Raw genomic sequence first — 14,346 nt, 5'->3', positions numbered from 1 at the left:
TGAGGGGCAGCCAAGCAGGACAACACCCGGAACTGCCCCTCACCCGACCCTATGCCCGGAGGAGAGAGGGAGTAGAATTAACGCGGTAGTTCGATGATCGCGTCGAGGCCGCCTTCGGCTCGGTTGACCAGGCGGATCTCCCCGCCAGCCTCGCGCACGATCGCCTGCGCCAGGGCCAGCCCAAGCCCGATCCCCCCCGTCTCGCGGTTGCGCGAACTCTCCAGCCGCGTGAAGGCGTCGAACACGTCGCCCATCCGGTCCTCCGGAATGCCGGGGCCCTGATCTGCCACGACGATCGCAACCGACTGCGCACCCGCCTCGACGCGCACCTCCGCCGAGACGCCGTATTTCACCGCATTCTCGATAAGATTGCGCACCGCGCGGCGCATCAGCGACGGGCGCAGGCGCATCCGCAGCCGGTCGGCTTCGACGAAGCTCACCTCGCAGCCGAGATCGCGAAAATCCTCGACCACCGCGTCGACCAGCGCGGCCAGATCGACATCGGTCGGCGGCTCGCTCGGCCGCCCGAGCCGCGCGAGCGACAGGATGTCGTCGAGCGTCCGGTTCATCTCCGCCACGGTGTCGATCATCTTCGCGCGGTCGGTGTCGTCCTCGACCGACTCGATCCGCACGCGCAGAGCCGCCAGCGGCGTGCGCAGGTCGTGGCCGATCGCGCCAAGCATCCGGTCCTTCTCGTCGAGCATCCCCGTCACGCGCAGCCGGAGCGCATTGAACGCGGTGATCAGCGCGGCGACGTCGTCGGGACCGCGCGCAGGGAGCGGCGGGCTCGGTTCGCCCGGCCGGAACCGCTCCGCCGCCTCGCGCAGATCGCGCAACGGTCGCGACATTCGGCGCACGATCCACAGCACCGGCAACAGGACGACGATGTAGAGGATCGCGGTCTGGCTCAGCAACGCGACCAGCAGCCGCCAGCCCGGCTGAGGCCAGGGCGCGGTAATCGTCAGCCAGCCGCGGCCGGGCTGTTCGAGCGCGATCAGCAACGTGGCACCATCGCGGTTGCTACGGCGGACCCCGGCTCGGTAGCGGGTGTTGAGATCCCCATCGGTGTCGGACGCCGACGGCTGGAGCCCGGTATCGATCCGTCCGACCGTGACGCCCTGATCCGCGAGTTGGCGGCGTAGCTCCGCGGCTACCTCGGGGTGGCGCTCATACCCCGATGGCGGGATCGGGTTGGCGGCAAGCCGGCGAACGCGACCACGGTCTGAAACGAGGGGACGACCGCCATGCGCCTCGCGGTCGAGCGCATCGGCGATCCGCGTCGCGACCGGCCGGGTAGCCTGAGAAAGACGAAATTCGATCCGATCGCGCAGAACCAACCCGAAATTGATCGCCTGCGCGACGAACAGCGCCAGTGCGATCAGCAACGCCATCTGGCCCGCGAGGCTCCGCGGCCAAGGCCGGATCATGGTTGCCGGATCACGGGCGGCGCATCACAGCCGGGTCACTTCGGCGGCGAGCGTGTAGCCGCCGCCCCATACCGTCTTGATCAGCTCGGGCGACTTCGCATCCGCCTCGATCTTGCGGCGCAGGCGGCTGACTTGGTTGTCGATCGCGCGGTCGAACGCGGCCGCCTCGCGCCCCTGCGTCAGGTCGAGCAGTTGATCGCGGGTGAGCACCTGGCGCGGCCGCGTGACGAGTGCGAGCAACAGATTATATTCGCCGGTCGACAGCGGCACCGACACGCCCTCGCGGTCGACCAGCGCACGCTCGCCCGATTTCAGTACCCAGCCGGCAAAGGCATACGCATTCGCCTCGGGCGCATGCTGCCGCGCACCGCCCGCGGTCGCCCGCCGCAGGATGACCTTCACGCGGGTCGCGAGTTCGCGGGGCGAAAACGGCTTCACCACGTAATCGTCGGCGCCCATCTCCAGCCCGATGATCCGGTCGGTCTCCTCGGTCCGCGCGGTCAGCAGGATCACCGGCACGTCGCTGGTCGCGGCGATGTGGCGGCACAGCGACAGCCCATCCTCGCCCGGCATCATGATGTCGAGGATGACGAGGTCGATCGCATAGGCGGTCAGCCGCGTCCGCGCGCTTTCCGCATCGCCCGCCTGCGTGACGCGAAACCCCTGTTTGGTGAGGTACGCGGCCAACGGCTCGCGGATCGAGCGCTCGTCGTCGACGAGCAGCAGATGCGGCATATCTCCCATCGGGGCAGTGTCTAGCATGGCGGCTGTCCAGGGGAAGCACCGGGACGCGGTGCCTCCCCCCTTTCCGGATTATCGAGCAGGGGCGGGGGCGGGGACGGGGGCGGGCGCGGGCACTGGTGGCGTGACGCCCTCGCGGCGTTCGCGCCGGTCGACGCGGCGCATCTCGGTGGCATTGGCGCGCTCGGTCGCGTCGATCGTGCCGTCGTGGTTGGCGTCCATCCGATCGAACCGCTTGAGCGCGCGTGCCTCGAACTCCTCGCGCGTCACGCTGCCGTCGCGGTTCGGGTCCATCCCGCGACCCATGCCGTCATGCTTGCGACCGCCCGGCGGGGGCACGGGCACGTCGCGACCGTTCGCCACTATCCGGTCGTGCATCGCGGTGCGATAGGCGCGCATCTCGCCGGCACTGACGCGGCCGTCGCGGTCGGTATCCATCTGCGCGAACCGGGCGTCGGCCTGCGCGATCGCCTCGGCGCGCGTGATGACGCCGTCGCGGTTCGCATCCTGCCGCATCGGCGGACGGGGCGTAGCGGGGCTAGGGGCGGGTGCGGTCTGCGCGCTGGCAGCGGACGTGATCGCGCTGGCAGCGAGCATCAGGGTAAGGACGGTCTTGCGCATGTCGGACTCCGGCTGTGTGGGACGAATTCCCACTGAATGACGCCGGTCTAAACCCCGGTTGTCGCAGCGTTTTGCCGCCGGGCTGCCAATGTGTCGCAAGATATGTCGGGCGCGCACGCCCCCTCCGCCAGCGTCAGGCGAAGATCGCGACGCTCTGCATCTGTTCGGCGACCGGCGTGCCGTCGGCATTCCAGATCGCCATCTGCTGGCTGGAGCTGCCGTCCCGCGTGTAATCGGTGGTCGCGCGGAGCAGCCACCAGCCGTCGCGCGTCACCGGCTGCGGCCCGAGGATGTTGAGCAGCCATGTCATCGAACTGAGCGGGGCGGGGCCGCCGAGAAGCTTCAGCGCAGCGGGGGGCAGGCAATCGGCGAGCGCGACCAGTTCGACCATCGGATCGAGCCCGTCACGTTCGACCAGCCTTGCCCAGCGCAGCCACTCGGCGGGGCCGACACTGTCGTCGCGGCGGTCGAGCAGGTCGAAATTGCGCGAGAACGCCACCGCGCTGTGGCCGCGGAAGGTCTGCGTGTCGGCGGTCGGCATCGGGAAGTCGGGCGCCCCGCCGGTCTGATGATCGACGCGCGACTCCACCACGCCCATGAAGACGAAGGTCGCACGCAGACCCAGCCCGGCCGCGCTCTCGACATCCGCCTGGACGAATGCCGCGTTGCGACCGCGCCGCAACCGGCTCGCCCGGATCGTGATGTCACCCGACAGCGGCCCGATGAACGACACCTGCGCGGACCGCAGGGGCGGCAGGTCGGTGTCGGACTTCTGCGCGGCGTGGAGCGCGAGCGCGGCGGAGAAGCCACCATACGCCGTGCGGCCTTGCAGCCAGTTCTCCGGCACGGTGCCGCGCCAGCCGCCCTCGGTCGGCTCCAGCGCGTCGATCGCCTGTTTGAGACTGGTCATTTCTGATCCTTTCATCCTTCGTCATCCTGGGCTCGACCCAGGATCCAAAGCCGCGCGCCGGAGCATTCGTGGCTCTGGATCCTGACTTTCGTCAGGATGACGGAAGGGAGGCCGCTAATTGATCGCGGAGTTCGCGCTTGAGCACTTTGCCGATCGCGCTGCGTGGCAGTTCGTCCGTGACGTGGAGCGCCGACAGCCGCTGCGTTTTGCCGAGCTGCGCGTTCGCCCACGCCAGGATCGAAGGCGCATCCTCGCTTGCACCATCGCGCGGGACGTAGAAGCCGACCGGAGTCTCGCCCCAGGCCTCCGACGGCATTCCGATCACCGCGCAGTCCGCCACTGCCGGATGCTGCGCCAGCACCGTCTCCAGATCGGACGGATAGATGTTGAACCCGCCCGAGATGATCAGGTCCTTCTTCCGGTCCATCAGCGTGAGGAACCCGTCCTCGTCGAACCGCCCGACGTCGCCGTGGCGGATGTAGCGGTTGCCGTCCGTGTCATGCCATTCGGCATCGCGCGTCGCTTCGGAGCGGCCGTGATAGCCGTTCATCATCGCGGGGCTGCGACCGACGACTTCGCCCATCTCGCCCGGCGCGACCTCGTTGCCGTCGTCGTCGATCAGGCGGATCTCATGGCCCGGCATTGGCGGGCCGACGGTGTGGAGCTTGGTCGGGTTGGCGGTCGCGTTCAGCGCGCAACTCGCGCCGCCCTCGGTCATGCCGTAGAATTCGACTAGCAATCCCGGCCAACGCGCGACCACGTCGGCCTTTAGCGCGGCGGAGAAGGGCGCGCTGGTGCTGGTCTTGAAGCGGAAGGCCGACAGGTCGAAGTCGTCGAAATCGGGCAGCGCCATGATCCGCTGATACTGGACCGGGACCAGCATCGTGTGCGTCGCGCGGTACCGCTCGGCGAGTTCGAGATACGCACGCGCCTCGAACTTCTTCATCAGCACGACGGTGCCGCCCCAGCCGAGCGTCGGCAAGAAGCTTACGAGGGTAGTATTCGAATAGAGCGGGGTAGCGATCATCGTCACCGCGGTGTCGAACCCGGCGGCGGTGTTGCGCGCGATATGCGCCCAGCGCATCGCGTGACTCTGGACGATGCCCTTCGGCGTTCCGGTGGTGCCGGAAGAATAGATAATGTTGAACGGGTCTTCGGGGGCGATCGCAACGGCGGCCGGTCTTGAGCCTTCTGGAGCGAGCCAGTCCGAGTAAGCTTGTTCCCCCGCGAAGGCGGGGGCCCAGTCTAGGCTCCCGCCTTCGCGGGGGAACAAGATCGGGCGGGCCGTCAGTTGCTGTCCCTCCAGCGCCTGCGCATTCTCCGCGTCGAGGAACACGACCGGCGCGCCACTATCGGCGATCATCGCCGCGATCGCCGCCGGCGTAGCGGACGGCGCGATCGGCGTCGTGACACACCCTGCGCGTACCGCGCCAAGGAAAGCGGCCGCATAGTCCGTCGTCGGCGCCGCCACGATCGCCACCGCGCTTCCCCGCGCCACCCCGTCGCGCTGCAACGCCGCCGCGACCCGGTCCATCGTCGAATCGAGCGTCCGATAGTCTATGCTACCCTGAGAATCGGCAACCGCGGTGCGATCCCCCCGTTCGAGCGCATGCGCGTGGATCAGATCGGGCAGCGTGGCGAAGCCCGTGGCGAGCATGTCTGCGGCAGTCGTCATCCGCGCATCGCTAGGCGAACCCGTCCGGCAATGCCATACGGTATATTCGAAAACCGGAATCGAGGAGAGACGGATTTGCTGTTCTACGATAGCGCGCTGCCAGCGCCCAACCCGCGTCGCGTCCGCATTTTCCTCGCCGAAAAGCACGTCCGGGTGCCGATGGCGCAGATCTCGATCCCCAAGGCCGAGCACAAGTCGGCGTCGTTCCTGTCGGTCAATGCGCTCGGCCAGACGCCCGCGCTGGCGTTCGACGATGGCCGCGTGCTGACCGAAAGCGTCGCGATCTGCCGCTATTTCGAGGTGCTGCACCCCGAACCGCCGCTGTTCGGCCACGGCGCGCACAACATCGCCGAGATCGATATGTGGACGCGGCGGATCGAACTCCGCCTGATGACGCCGCTGTCGATGGTCTGGCTGCACACGCATCCCTGGACCGCGCGGATCGTCCAGCCGCAATATACCGAGTTCGGCGAGAGCCAGCGCCCGCGCGTGCTGGCGGCGATGACGGAGTTCGATCATGCGCTCGATGGTCGCGACTGGCTCGATGGCGAGCGCTATACGATCGCCGACATCGTCCTGCTGACGACGATCGACTTCGCGAAGTTCGTCGGCATCGCGGTACCCGACGAACTGACGCACCTGAAGGATTGGCATGCCCGTGCGTCGGCTCGTCCGAGTGCGCAGGCATGAGCGATGCCTTGCGAGGCGCCGTCGCGGTAGTGACGGGCGGCGGCACCGGGATCGGCGCGGCGGTCGTGCGGCGGCTGGCGGCGCGTGGCGTGTCGTGCGTCATCAACTACGCGACCAGCCGCGACGAGGCCGAGGCACTGGCGGTCGAAGTCGGGCAGGGCGCGATCGCGGTGCAGGCGGACATCGTCGGCGACGCTGCCTGCCGAGCGCTGGCCAAGGCTGCCACCGACGCGTTCGGGCGGATCGACTTCCTGGTCAACAATGCCGGCCGCACGAAGTTCGCCGCGCACGAGGATCTCGATGCGCTCGACGCCGAGGACTTCCTCGACATCTACCGGCTCAACGCGATCGCTCCGTTCCAGATGGTCCGCGCCTGCGCCCCGGCGTTGCGCGCGAGCCCGATGGGCGCGGTCGTCAACGTCGCGAGCGTCGCGGGCGTGTTCGGCATGGGATCGTCGGTCGCCTATGCCGCATCGAAGGGCGCGCTGGTGACGATGACGAAGAGCCTCGCGCGTGTCCTCGCGCCGGAAATCCGGGTCAACGCCGTCGCGCCGGGGTATGTCGCGACCGGCTGGTACGAGAAGAAGCTGGGCGAGGAGGGGTTCGCGAAACTCAACGCCAAGGTCGCGTCGTCGGTGCCGATGGGTTTTGCGACCGGGCCCGACGACGTCGCGGGGCCGATCGAGATGCTGCTCGATCCGATGAGCCGGGCGATGACGGGCGAGGTGTTGCTGCTGGATGGCGGCGGGCATCTCGACGTCGCCCTGTCTCGGAGGCCGGGTCGGGACGGGTGAGGGGTGCGAGCTGGAAGATCTGAATGACCGTGGGAAGCGCAACAACTTCAATCCTCCCCCGCCAGGGGGAGGTGGCGCCGTAGGCGACGGAGGGGGAGGACACGGAACAGGAGCCGCTCCTTTCCGCCCCCTCCGTCTGGCAAGAGCCAGCCACCTCCCCCTGGCGGGGGAGGATCGTTACGTCAGACTAATCTGGGTGAACGAGAGGCTAGTCGAGTATCGAGCGGTTCCTACCGCCAAGCTCCCACCCCGGCGAAGGCCGGGGCCCAATTGGCGTGGCTTTAGCAATTATGCGCTTCCGCTGCTCAGTGACGTCCTCCAATTGGGCCCCGGCCTTCGCCGGGGTGGTGTCATCATCTGGACGTGGCGGTAGTCCAGACGATTGCCGAGCAGTAGGGAGCTCCCTACCGAGCAGCAGCAGTCTGCCCGAACAGCGTCTTCTTCGCCTCGTCGGTCATCGGGACGCTGATGTCATGCACCGCCTTGCCCTTCTCATACGCCGCGATCGTCGCCGGCCGCGCCGCGATCGATTCGAACCAGCGCTTCAAATTCGGGAAATCCTCCAGCCGCTGGCCCTGTGCTTCGTACGGCACGATCCACGGGTACGCCGCCATGTCGGCGATCGAATACTCGCCCGAGATGAAGTCGCGCCCTTCGAGCTGGCGGTCGAGCACGCCGTACAGTCGGTTGGTCTCCTTCACGTAGCGATCGATCGCGTACGGAATCTTCTCCGGGGCATACCGATTGAAGTGATGATTCTGCCCGAGCATCGGCCCCAGCCCCCCCATCTGCCGCATCAGCCACTGGTTCACCGCAGTCCGCCCGCGCAGGTCGCCGCCGCCGAACCGCCCAGTCTTCTCCGCCAGATACAGAAGGATCGCACCCGATTCGAAGATCGCGATGGGTTCGCCGCCATCGGCGGGTGCGTGATCGACGATCGCCGGCATCCGGTTGTTCGGCGCGATCTTCAGGAAATCGGGCGCGAATTGTTCGCCCGCACCGATGTTTGCCGGCTTGATCGTATACTCGAGCCCCGTTTCCTCGAGCAACAGCGTGATCTTGTGGCCGTTGGGGGTGGGCCAGTAAAACAGGTCGATCATCGGGGCACTCCGTCGAGTGTGTCGTCCCGCTGATGGTGCAGGCCAGCGCGTGCAGCAAGCGCGACACGGCTGTCGGATTTTGCCAAGAATGCGGCGGCGGGCAAAAGTCGCTTTGCAACGCCGCGAATCTATGCGAGGGGGCCGCATACCCGGTATTCAGATTGCCCGGACGCTTCGCTCCATCGACGATGCGGAGACGAGCCCGGCCACGACGTTGGAGAGGGGATAAGGCGGAAGAGCGACCCGAATGAGGACGCATCTTCCGCCGTCCTTCTCGCGAACCACCGATTATATCCCGAAACTCGCAAGACCTTACTTCGTCGCGACAATTCCGCCCGGCATCGTCATGCACTCGGCTCGTCGCAGATGTGCGGGGATTGCAGCTTTAGCTTGTCTGGTACGCTCCCCATGCCCTAGCGTAAGGTCTGTTTCGACTTCGAGGTATTGCCGATGGCCGTCGCGTATCAGTCCCATCCCGAGATCGCCGATGCCTTGGCGATGAAGCGACGGGGCCTGACGCTCGCGCTGCTTACCTTCACCTATTTCTTCAGTTACATGGATCGCCAGATCCTCGCGATCCTGCTGGAGCGGATCAAGGCGGACCTGTTGCTGACCGATACGCAGCTCGGGCTGCTGTCGGGGCTCGTGTTCGCGATCTTCTATGCGACGCTGGGAATCCCGGTCGCGCGACTCGCGGATCGGACCAGCCGCCGCAACATCATCGCCGCCAGCCTGACGATCTGGAGCGCGATGACCGCGCTGTGCGGGCTCGCGCAGAATTTCACGCAGCTGATGCTGTTCCGGATCGGCGTCGGCATCGGCGAGGCGGGGTCGAGCCCGCCCAGCCATTCGATCATCGCCGACCTGTATCCGCCCGAGAAGCGCGCGAGCGCGATGGCGGTATATTCGCTCGGCGTGGTACTCGGCGCAGGCTTCGGCACGCTGATCGGCGGAGTCGTCGCGCACTCTTACGGCTGGCGGATCGCGATGATGACGGTCGGCCTACCGGGGATCGCGCTCGCGGTCCTCGTCCGCCTGTTCATGGTCGAGCCGCGCCGCGGCCTGTCCGATGCCGCCCGCGCGACCGAGGTGAAGCCGATGCCGAGCGTCGCGCAAGGCTTCGCGTCGATGTGGGCGAGTGCCCCGGCGCGGCATCTGGTCGTCGGTGTCACGCTCACGTCGATGATCGGCTACGCGCTTACCGGCTGGGGGCCGAGCTATATGCAGCGCTCGCTGGGCGTGTCGATGCTCGATATCTCGCGTTATGTCGCGTTGCCGGGGGCGTTGTTCGGTGCGGTCTCGGCGCTTGCGGGCGGCAAGATCGCAGACGTGCTGGCGAAGCGCCACGGCCTGCATGTCCAGGCTTGGGTCGTGCTGGGGATGAAGGGGCTGTCGCTGCCGTTCGCGCTGGCCTTCTACCTGATCGATGCGCCGGCGATCGCGATCGGCAGCTATTTCGTCTCGCTGATCTTCGCCAATTCGTATCTTGGGCCGAGCTTCGCGCTGATCCAGCATCTCGCGCCGTTGCAGATCCGCGCGATGTGGGCGGCGATCACGCTGCTGGTGATCAACCTGGTCGGGCTAGGGCTGGGGCCGACGCTGGTGGGGTGGCTGAGCGATCTGCTGAAGCCGGGATTCGGCGAGGATTCGCTGCGCTATGCACTGGTGATCATCGTGCTGATGACGCCGTGGGCGCTGTTCCATTACTGGCGCGCGGGGGTTCTGCTGAAGCGGGACGAAGATTTGGCCAGATAGGCGCCCGCTCCGTCCGTCATCCTGACGAAAGTCAGGACCCAGGATCGTAGGGGACGGCGTCTGTAACTCTGGGTCCTGACTTTCGTCAGGATGACGGCGTGGGCGGGGGGGGGCGCTCCCTGTGCGGCCGCAGGATGATTGAGGGGTTACTGCTTACTCGAGCTATCCGTTGGGCCCGTCTTCCAGCATCCACGCCAGCGCCGTCGCCCGGTCGTCGAACACCGCCATGTCGTCGCGCACCGACGCGATCCGCTTGACCTGCAACCGCGCGAGCTTGCCGTCGGTATACAGTGCGACCTTGCGCGACTTTAGCGGCATCGACACGGCGACGCGTTGCAGCATCGCAACCACCTCCTGCGGCTGGATCGCGGACTTCGAAAAATTGCAGAGCAGCATATGACGCTTGCCGGTCGCCAGCACGCGCCGTCCCTCGCGCTCCAGGTCGCGCAGGAATTCCTCGACATGCGCGATCGTCCAGAAGCCTGACGCGTCGACCTCGATGATACCCGTCGCAAGATCGGTCGTTATGGTGTGCATACGGCCTCCGTGGAGGCCAGAAATCACCTTTCAGCGGTTAACGCGGCGTAACCAAACCGTTCCGGCTGCGAACGTCGGCCAGTCCGGGCAGAACGGTCAGGCCTTCGCCAGCCGATCGTCGAACAGGCCGTACATCAGCGTCGAGGCATACATCGCGATCGCCCGCTCGCGCGGCATCGTCGAGGCCCATTTGCGCATGTCGAACGCCGCGTTCTGGAGCGCCATCAGCGCCTGCGCCGCGATCAGTGCATCGACCGCGCGGATCGACCCTTCGCCGATCCCGTCCATCATCATGCCCGCATAGCGCCGCGCGATGCCGTTCGATCGATCGACCATCGCGTTGCGCACGCCGACCGGCAGGCCGCTCAGCGCCGTGGTACGCAGCAACGGCCCGCGCTCGGCGAACTGCACGTCGAGTAAGGTTGCGACGGTGCTCGACAGCTTGTGCCAGTAGCTCCCGCCCTCGGCTTCACCGCGGCTCTGCGCATCGGCGATCGTGTCGAAGCTGCGGCGGTAGCACGCGATGACGAGGTCGTCCTTCGCATCGAGATGATGATAGAAACTACCCTTGGTGACGTTCAGTTCGGACGCGATCTTCTGCACCGACGCGCCGCGATAGCCGAGCTCGTTGATCAGGCGCGTCGCGGCGAGCAGGAACGCCTCGCGGCCAGGCTCCGCCTCGTCATGGCTGAGGTCGAGCAGGGTAGGGGACCAGCGCGCATCCTTGCCCGCGATGCCGTGCGCGAACACATCCATCAGCCGCTCCTCGACGCGGCCGTATTGATCGGGCTCGTACCGCGTCAACCAGATCGGCAGCCAGAACGTGTTCTCGAGCAGCACGTGCGCGCGCGCGCCGTTGAGGTCGGTCTGCGCGCGCGATGAGGTCGGTCCCCACAACAGCCGCGTCCGACGGAACACCTCGCGCCAGCCCGCCATCAGCCGGCCGCGCATCGGCTCCTCGGTCGCACGCAGATCGGAGAGGACCGCGAACGCCTTCTCCTCGCCGCGCTGGATGCGGGCGAGCCGGTCCATGTTGAGCGCGAGATAGCGCCGCACGCGCTCCTCCGGCGTAGCCTCTTCCATCGCCACGTCGAGCATCGCGATCAGCGATTCGAGCGTGTTCTCAAACGCAGCGGCGGCAAGGTCTTCCTTGCGCTTGAAATAATAGGTAACGCTCGTCGTATTGAGCCCGACGCGCCGCGCCACGTCCGCGAACGTCATGCCCTTGGCACTCTGTTCGTTGATCGCTTCTGCCGCCGCGGCGAGGATCGCGTCACGCTTCGCACGGAAGCGCTTGGTCCCCTGTTCGCTCTCGTCGCTGGCCTCTGCCGGAACCTTCATCGAAACACCCTAACAGCTTCGATTTGAAGATACAGTGCTTTTTAGGCGCTTTCAGGGCGGACTTGAAAACATGCTTTCCGAGGCCCTCCGCACGCTTTACCGAATACGCGGTATGGTCTAACCCGCCTCCAAAGCGATGACGAACGGAGAGCCCGCATGGATTTTACGCTGAGCGAACGAGAGACGTATTTCCGGGATCGGGTCCGGGATTTCATCGACCAGAATATCCGCCCGCGACAGGCCGATTACGACCAGCAGGCGCATGAGGGCGAGCGCTGGAAGGTGATTCCGGTGATCGAGGAGATGAAGGAGAAGGCCAAGGCCGCGGGGCTCTGGAATTTCTTCATGCCGCCGCATTCGGGCCAGACGCACGTCGACGATTCGTTCGAATTCGAAGGCACGCAGCTCACCAATCTCGAATATGCGTTATGCGCGGAGGAGATGGGCAAGGTCAGCTGGGCGAGCGAGTGTTTCAACTGCTCGGCGCCCGATACCGGCAACATGGAGGTGTTTCACCGCTATGGCACGCGCGAGCAGAAGGACCGGTGGCTCGGCCCGCTGATGCGCGGCGAGATCCGTTCGGCGTTCCTGATGACCGAGCCCGCGGTGGCGTCGTCGGATGCGACCAACATCGAGACGTCGATGGTCCGCGATGGCGATCACTACGTCATCAACGGCACCAAATGGTGGTCGAGCGGGGTCGGCGATCCGCGCTGCAAGATCGCGATCGTGATGGGCAAGACGTCGTTCGAGGGATCGCGGCACCAGCAGCAGAGCCAGATCCTCGTGCCGATGGACACGCCTGGCGTGACGATCAAGCGTATGCTGTCGGTCTATGGCTATGATCACGCGCCGCATGGGCATGGCGAAGTGGTGCTGGAGAACGTCCGCGTGCCGGTCGAGAACGTGCTGCTCGGCGAGGGGCGCGGGTTCGAGATCGCGCAGGGGCGGCTTGGGCCGGGGCGTATCCATCATTGCATGCGCACCATCGGTGTTGCCGAGACCGCGATCGAGGCGATGGCGCGGCGGCTGCTAGACCGGGTGGCGTTCGGCAAGCGGATCGCCGACTTCTCGGTGTGGGAGGAGCGGATCGCGACCGCGCGCATCGACATCGAGATGACTCGTCTGCTCTGCCTCAAGGCGGCGGACATGATGGATAAGGCGGGCAACAAGTCTGCGCAGATCGAGATCTCGATGATCAAGGTCGCCGCGCCCAACATGGCGTTGCGCATTCTCGACGATGCGATCCAGGCGCATGGCGGCGGCGGCGTCTCGGGTGACTTCCGCTTGGCGCATGACTGGGCGGCGATGCGGACTCTCCGGTTCGCGGATGGCCCGGACGAGGTCCACAACCGCTCGATCGCACGCAACGAGTTCGGGAAATACGGCGACTTCCGCAAAGGTGGCGTGTCGAGCGGGGATGTCGGGGTGAGCCGGTAAACCCACCCCCATCCCCCCGTTCGTCCTGAGCGAAGTCGAAGGACGCCCCCCGCCCGTCATCCCAGCGAAAGCTGGGATCTCCCCATTCAGGTCGCAGCGCCCGCCAACTGGGATACCCCAGCTTTCGCTGGGGTGACGGGATTATTGGCAGACGGGCGGCGGCGCGACCGGCGGCGTGAAAGCGATTGGGGCTAAAATGACGACTACAGAAATCAACGAAAGGCAGACATGAAAGCCGCAGTCCTTTTCGAAGCCAATACCCCGCTCAGCATCGAGGACGTGACCGTCTCGAAGCCGACCGCGCATGAGGTGCTGATCCGCACGATGGCGGTCGGCGTATGCCGCTCCGACCTGCATTTCGTCGACGGCGCCTATCCGCACGCGATGCCGACCATCCCCGGCCATGAGGCCTGCGGCGTGGTCGAGGCGATCGGCGACGAAGTGCGCGGCGTGAAGGTCGGCGACCATGTCGTCACCTGTCTCTCCGCATTCTGCGGCCAGTGCGAATTCTGCGTTACCGGGCGGATGTCGCTGTGCATCGATGCCAGCGTGCGTCGTCCCAAAGGCGCCGCACCACGTCTCATGCTCGGTGACCGGCCGATCGCGCAGATGCTGAACCTCAGCGCCTATGCCGAGATGATGCTGGTCCATGAACACGCCTGCGTCGCGATCGACCGCGACATGCCGATGGACCGCGCGGCGTTGCTCGGCTGCGCGATCACGACGGGGGCGGGGGCGGTGTTCAACACCACCGACGTGACGCCGGGCGAGACGGTGTGCGTGGTCGGCTGCGGTGGCATCGGGCTGGCGGCGGTGAACGCAGCGAAGATCGCAGGCGCGGGGAAGATCATCGCGCTCGATCCCGTCCCCGAGAAGCGCGCGATGGCGGAGAAACTTGGCGCGACGCACAGTATCGATGCGCTGTCCGACACTGCCGCCGAGCAGGTCGTCGAAATCACCATGGGCGGCGTTCATCACGCGATCGAGGCGGTCGGGCGTACGCAGTCGGCGGCCACCGCGGTGAAGGTCCTGCGCCGGGGCGGCACCGCGACGATCCTCGGGATGATGCCGCTCGGCGAGAAGGTCGGCCTGTCGGCGATGGACCTGCTGTCGGGCAAGCGCCTTCAGGGCGGCTTCATGGGTTCGAACCGCTTCCCCGTCGACATCCCGCGGCTGGTCGATTTCTATATGCGCGGACTGCTCGACCTCGACACGATCATCGCCGACCGGATGCCGCTGGAGCGGATCAACGACGCGTTCGACGAGCTTCGTCGCGGTGACACCACCCGCAGCGTGATCACCTTCTCGTGACGAG

The 14,346-nt window shown here is 66.4% G+C and carries 13 protein-coding genes; 5 read left to right on the top strand and 8 right to left on the bottom strand.

All coding sequences use genetic code 11. The features are described from left to right. Positions 1-77: 77 nt before the first annotated feature. The 5 genes from SPHN_RS05380 to SPHN_RS05360 all read right to left on the bottom strand — a co-directional run bounded on the left by SPHN_RS05380 (position 78) and on the right by SPHN_RS05360 (position 5,374). Complete coding sequence (locus SPHN_RS05380; RefSeq protein WP_248521786.1) at positions 78-1,427, bottom strand: sensor histidine kinase; 1,350 nt, start codon at positions 1,425-1,427, stop codon at positions 78-80. 24 nt (positions 1,428-1,451) lie between these two features. Continuing rightward, complete coding sequence (locus tag SPHN_RS05375; RefSeq protein WP_151992536.1) at positions 1,452-2,171, bottom strand: response regulator; 720 nt, start codon at positions 2,169-2,171, stop codon at positions 1,452-1,454. Between the two features lie 69 nt (positions 2,172-2,240). Next, entirely contained in the window at positions 2,241-2,789 is a 549-nt protein-coding gene (locus SPHN_RS05370) for an EF-hand domain-containing protein (RefSeq protein WP_248521784.1), read from the bottom strand. A gap of 133 nt (positions 2,790-2,922) precedes the next feature. Further along, on the bottom strand, positions 2,923-3,699 hold the full coding sequence (locus SPHN_RS05365) for an acyl-CoA thioesterase (RefSeq protein ID WP_248521782.1): 777 nt from the start codon (positions 3,697-3,699) through the stop codon (positions 2,923-2,925). Between the two features lie 91 nt (positions 3,700-3,790). After that, positions 3,791-5,374, bottom strand: coding sequence for a class I adenylate-forming enzyme family protein (locus SPHN_RS05360; RefSeq protein ID WP_248521780.1), 1,584 nt, complete (start codon positions 5,372-5,374; stop codon positions 3,791-3,793). 75 nt (positions 5,375-5,449) lie between these two features. On the opposite strand from SPHN_RS05360, the gene SPHN_RS05355 reads away from it, so the two are divergent. Together SPHN_RS05355 and SPHN_RS05350 are read left to right on the top strand one after the other, a co-directional pair. Beyond that, positions 5,450-6,064 (top strand): glutathione S-transferase family protein, encoded by a 615-nt coding sequence (locus SPHN_RS05355; RefSeq protein WP_248521778.1) that lies wholly within the window; start codon positions 5,450-5,452, stop codon positions 6,062-6,064. Further along, positions 6,061-6,858, top strand: a complete 798-nt coding sequence (locus SPHN_RS05350) for an SDR family NAD(P)-dependent oxidoreductase (RefSeq protein ID WP_248521776.1) — start codon at positions 6,061-6,063, stop codon at positions 6,856-6,858. The genes SPHN_RS05355 and SPHN_RS05350 overlap by 4 nt, the downstream gene beginning before the upstream one ends. Positions 6,859-7,262: 404 nt before the next feature. On the opposite strand, the gene SPHN_RS05345 is transcribed toward SPHN_RS05350, so the two are convergent. Further along, positions 7,263-7,958 carry a glutathione binding-like protein gene (locus tag SPHN_RS05345; RefSeq protein WP_248521774.1) on the bottom strand — a complete coding sequence of 232 codons (696 nt, stop codon included), beginning with the start codon at positions 7,956-7,958 and terminating at the stop codon, positions 7,263-7,265. 450 nt (positions 7,959-8,408) lie between these two features. Between SPHN_RS05345 and SPHN_RS05340 the strand changes: the two genes are divergently transcribed. Next, positions 8,409-9,713 carry a spinster family MFS transporter gene (locus SPHN_RS05340; protein ID WP_248521772.1) on the top strand — a complete coding sequence of 435 codons (1,305 nt, stop codon included), beginning with the start codon at positions 8,409-8,411 and terminating at the stop codon, positions 9,711-9,713. A 162-nt stretch (positions 9,714-9,875) separates the two neighbouring features. Here the strand turns inward: SPHN_RS05340 and SPHN_RS05335 are convergent, their stop codons facing one another. Both SPHN_RS05335 and SPHN_RS05330 read right to left on the bottom strand, forming a co-directional pair. Next, positions 9,876-10,250, bottom strand: a complete 375-nt coding sequence (locus SPHN_RS05335; protein WP_248521770.1) for a hypothetical protein — start codon at positions 10,248-10,250, stop codon at positions 9,876-9,878. A gap of 96 nt (positions 10,251-10,346) precedes the next feature. After that, on the bottom strand, positions 10,347-11,591 hold the full coding sequence (locus tag SPHN_RS05330) for a TetR/AcrR family transcriptional regulator (RefSeq protein WP_248521768.1): 1,245 nt from the start codon (positions 11,589-11,591) through the stop codon (positions 10,347-10,349). A 156-nt stretch (positions 11,592-11,747) separates the two neighbouring features. Here SPHN_RS05330 and SPHN_RS05325 point away from each other — a divergent pair, with 156 nt between their 5' ends. Continuing rightward, on the top strand, positions 11,748-13,031 hold the full coding sequence (locus tag SPHN_RS05325; RefSeq protein WP_056062247.1) for an acyl-CoA dehydrogenase family protein: 1,284 nt from the start codon (positions 11,748-11,750) through the stop codon (positions 13,029-13,031). A 228-nt stretch (positions 13,032-13,259) separates the two neighbouring features. Beyond that, positions 13,260-14,342 (top strand): Zn-dependent alcohol dehydrogenase, encoded by a 1,083-nt coding sequence (locus SPHN_RS05320; RefSeq protein WP_248521767.1) that lies wholly within the window; start codon positions 13,260-13,262, stop codon positions 14,340-14,342. The last annotated feature ends 4 nt before the right edge of the window (positions 14,343-14,346 follow it).

Source organism: Sphingomonas faeni, assembly GCF_023195535.1.
Taxonomy (GTDB): Bacteria; Pseudomonadota; Alphaproteobacteria; order Sphingomonadales; family Sphingomonadaceae; genus Sphingomonas; species Sphingomonas faeni_B.
Note: the sequence above shows the minus strand (reverse complement) of the source record. Positions and strands in the feature narration are given on the sequence as shown.

Bases quoted from the DNA above. Each gene is read 5' to 3' on its own strand.
- SPHN_RS05380 (WP_248521786.1), bottom strand. From the start codon at position 1,427: ATGATCCGGCCTTGGCCGCGGAGCCTCGCGGGCCAGATGGCGTTGCTG.
- SPHN_RS05375 (WP_151992536.1), bottom strand. From the start codon at position 2,171: ATGGGAGATATGCCGCATCTGCTGCTCGTCGACGACGAGCGCTCGATC.
- SPHN_RS05370 (WP_248521784.1), bottom strand. From the start codon at position 2,789: ATGCGCAAGACCGTCCTTACCCTGATGCTCGCTGCCAGCGCGATCACG.
- SPHN_RS05365 (WP_248521782.1), bottom strand. From the start codon at position 3,699: ATGACCAGTCTCAAACAGGCGATCGACGCGCTGGAGCCGACCGAGGGC.
- SPHN_RS05360 (WP_248521780.1), bottom strand. From the start codon at position 5,374: ATGACGACTGCCGCAGACATGCTCGCCACGGGCTTCGCCACGCTGCCC.
- SPHN_RS05350 (WP_248521776.1), top strand. From the start codon at position 6,061: ATGAGCGATGCCTTGCGAGGCGCCGTCGCGGTAGTGACGGGCGGCGGC.
- SPHN_RS05345 (WP_248521774.1), bottom strand. From the start codon at position 7,958: ATGATCGACCTGTTTTACTGGCCCACCCCCAACGGCCACAAGATCACG.
- SPHN_RS05340 (WP_248521772.1), top strand. From the start codon at position 8,409: ATGGCCGTCGCGTATCAGTCCCATCCCGAGATCGCCGATGCCTTGGCG.
- SPHN_RS05335 (WP_248521770.1), bottom strand. From the start codon at position 10,250: ATGCACACCATAACGACCGATCTTGCGACGGGTATCATCGAGGTCGAC.
- SPHN_RS05330 (WP_248521768.1), bottom strand. From the start codon at position 11,591: ATGAAGGTTCCGGCAGAGGCCAGCGACGAGAGCGAACAGGGGACCAAG.
- SPHN_RS05325 (WP_056062247.1), top strand. From the start codon at position 11,748: ATGGATTTTACGCTGAGCGAACGAGAGACGTATTTCCGGGATCGGGTC.
- SPHN_RS05320 (WP_248521767.1), top strand. From the start codon at position 13,260: ATGAAAGCCGCAGTCCTTTTCGAAGCCAATACCCCGCTCAGCATCGAG.